The 2904-nt window shown below is 57.7% G+C and carries 4 protein-coding genes; all 4 read right to left on the bottom strand.

Annotation, left to right across the window (positions count from 1 at the left end):
* Positions 1 to 688 (bottom strand): hypothetical protein (locus tag VGI36_06600; GenBank protein HEY2484799.1); only part of this gene is annotated, 688 nt, incomplete at its 3' end.
* Positions 689 to 735: 47 nt separating this feature from the next.
* Complete coding sequence (locus tag VGI36_06595) at positions 736 to 954, bottom strand: hypothetical protein (GenBank protein HEY2484798.1); 219 nt, start codon at positions 952 to 954, stop codon at positions 736 to 738.
* 117 nt (positions 955 to 1071) lie between these two features.
* The gene (locus tag VGI36_06590; GenBank protein HEY2484797.1) at positions 1072 to 1893 is read right to left on the bottom strand and encodes a hypothetical protein; all 822 of its coding nucleotides are present in this window, start codon (positions 1891 to 1893) and stop codon (positions 1072 to 1074) included.
* A gap of 120 nt (positions 1894 to 2013) precedes the next feature.
* Entirely contained in the window at positions 2014 to 2616 is a 603-nt protein-coding gene (locus tag VGI36_06585; protein HEY2484796.1) for a hypothetical protein, read from the bottom strand.
* Positions 2617 to 2904: the final 288 nt, after the last annotated feature.

The raw sequence follows: 2904 nt of genomic DNA, 5'->3' as shown, positions 1-2904 counted from the left end.
ATCTACGGCGCAGTTCGTTGGCCATTCGAACACGGGGATGAGTCTCAGGATCGAAAGGCGCTTGGCCTTGGGCGTGCTTATCAACGCACGCTGCCCAGTTTTGCACCTGCTCAGCCAAATCTCCGCAACGGGAAGACGCATCGAGTCCGAAGAATATCATGGCATCCCGGAGCTTCTCGTGTTGTCCAATGCCGACTTTGGCGATAGCCCTTATCGTCTTTTCGGTCCTGTTGTCGGGCTTATCCCACGTTTCCTTAGACCATTGATCGCGATGTTTATAAAAATTGCCAAGATGCCACACCAATTCAACAAGGCTATATCCCGTATCTTTGTAGTCGCCGCCCAGTCTGAGAACTTTAGCTTGCCCGTCAAATTCGGTCAGATCTAATCCAAATCGGGTAAGCGCCTCTCGCATCGCGATAGCCCAGGAAACGACGCGTCTTATCTTAGCTTGCAATAGCACAAAGGACGCGCCGATAAGACCCTCCACGTAGTCGCCTTCATCGGCATAAATGTCAGCGGCTTCATCACCGTATCGAATTACTTCTTTTTCGAAGAATTCCTCCGATTTCCTGATTAGTCCGGCTATGTCGTTTATGACACGAGCAACGGTATCATCTCGAACCTCGTAATCCAACAAAAGCAGGTGCGTGCTGACCGTAAGCGCGAATGCTTCTTCCTTGCTCAATGGCACGATTCCTATCCTCATAAGGTAAATACCCCGCCGACCCGCCATTAGCTACATGCGGCACCCCGCTCGTACTTGGCGGTAATCACCGGGATCAGATTGTCCAGGTTGCGAGCCATCAGCAAGTTGCGCTGGCTCGGTGTCAGCTTAGTGCGTCGGAAATAATCGTCGATCGCCTCGCGCGAGATAAAGACGAGCACCATCCGGCGATCATCGAAGCAATGGATGAGCACGCGGGCCAGCGGCTCCGAGTGTTCAATAAACAACTGTAAAGTTCGTAAGGGGCATTACTCTCACCTTGAACGCCATTCGCGCTAAGGTAGGTTTTCGCCGATCGACTATAATGTCACTCGGTACCCCGAGAACAGATCGATGGGCCAGCATTACCGGGATAGAGGCTCGCCAGCATGAGGCGGGCTGCGCCGCACCTCGGTGGCCAACCTGTCTTTGCGCTCGCCCAAGTACACCACATGCCTGAGCAGGGCGTCAGGAGTCCATTCGACATAGCTGACCTCCACGACCATTTCGGGCCGTACCCAATGCACTCGCGAGAGCACCAGCGGTGATCCGAACCGGGTGCCTCGGGGTGGCGGCTCGGTCAGCGGCATCTTGTCGATCACCAACGGCTGAAGGCGCTGCCAAAGGCGCTCCAACTCCGCAACGGGCATGCCGGTGCCGACCCGGCCTGCATAGGTAAGCCTACCCTGCGGCGTGTAGTAGCCGAGCAGCAATGCCCCGATCCTATGTCGGCTGCCCTCTGGATCGCTCCAGCCGATGACAACAAATTCTTCCCGGTTGAGGCATTTGATTTTGAGCCACGAGCGCCTATCCGGCTCATACCGGCCATCGGTGCGCTTCGATACAATGCCCTCGACACCGTGTTCGCAGGCTATCCGGTGGAACTCCGGGCCGCGTCCGATCTGGTGATCGTTGTATCGCAGCGAGGCTGGCGCACCTTTTAGCAGAGATTCCAACCGGGTCTTGCGGTCCACCAACGATAGAGCCATCAAATTCTCGCCGTCCAGGAACAGCAGGTCGAAGAGGAAAAAGACCAGCGATCCCTGACCAGTGTCGGTCGCGTTCTGGATCAAGTTGAAGGGCGCCCTACCATCGGAGAGCACGCCGCAAAGTTCGCCGTCGAGGTAGACGTTCTGCGCCGGCAGCCCAGCAATGGTCTTGGCGATGGCCGGATATCTTTCCGCCAGTCGTTGCCTCGGCGCGTCAGGATTTGCACTCTGCCGGCATCGAGCCGGGCGTGCATCCGATATCCATCGAGCTTTAGTTCGTGCAGCCAGTCGGGGCCATCAGGTGCTTTCGCGACGAGCTTAGCGAGTTCTGGTTTGACCCAAGTCGGCGGAGATGGGAGTTCGACCCTTCGGGCGGTAGGGGTCGCGGTCGTGGGGTTCGTGCGAGCAGATTTCGTCATCTCGACGATTCACCAGAGTTTGCTCTTTTGTCGCGCATTCGCACGAGTTGAGCCGAAACCGCCCTGCAATGGCATAGATGCCGCGCACCAGTGCCTCGGCGTGGACGGTGAATTCCGGGGTCAGATAGTCCTCGCGCGGTACCGAGCCTGGGGGCGCGCAGTCCTGAACCGCCTCACGGATCAAGGCAAGCGCGGCGCGGGCATCCCGGTAGGTTTTGAGGGCGATGCGCTCGCGGTGGGTCAATCCGTCGTGCAGCAGCGACGGGTCGCCGATTGCGTCAGCCTCCGCAATCTCGTCGATGCGTTGGCGGACCTCCGAAGGTGTTCGGCACAGAAAATCGGCTGTTTCCTCGATCGAGCGGTTGTGATCAAGGCCCCACCTGATGTCCTGGTCGTCCCAGGAATTCCAGGGGGTGCCCGTGTTGAGGTTAGAGTCGTCAGAGCGATCTGTCGGTTCGCAGAGCAGGGCTGCCGTTTCTTTGTCGGTTAGGTCAAGCTTCATGACCCTTAGATGGGCCGATTAACCAATGATGGCGAGGTCATTCCACCGCGCAATTCTCTGATCGGGCGATGTTAAGCCCTAGCGGTTGAGAGAAGAGCCTCGATTTCGATAACGCCGATTGTTGGTCGGTGGGTTAATAAGGTCTGCGGACGACCGCCGCACCATGAGGACCAGCACAACCGGCCCGGTACACACCAGCAGCGCAGTGGACGCCACGGTAATACGGTCGATGATAGGCGTGGTAGTAGTGTTTTCGAGCGACCACCGCGCCGTTGGGCCCGGCGCATC

This window comes from Candidatus Binataceae bacterium, assembly GCA_036495685.1.
Taxonomy (GTDB): domain Bacteria; phylum Desulfobacterota; class Binatia; order Binatales; family Binataceae; genus JAFAHS01.
The sequence above is the reverse complement of the archived record's forward strand: the minus strand, read 5'-3'. Positions and strand labels throughout refer to the sequence as shown.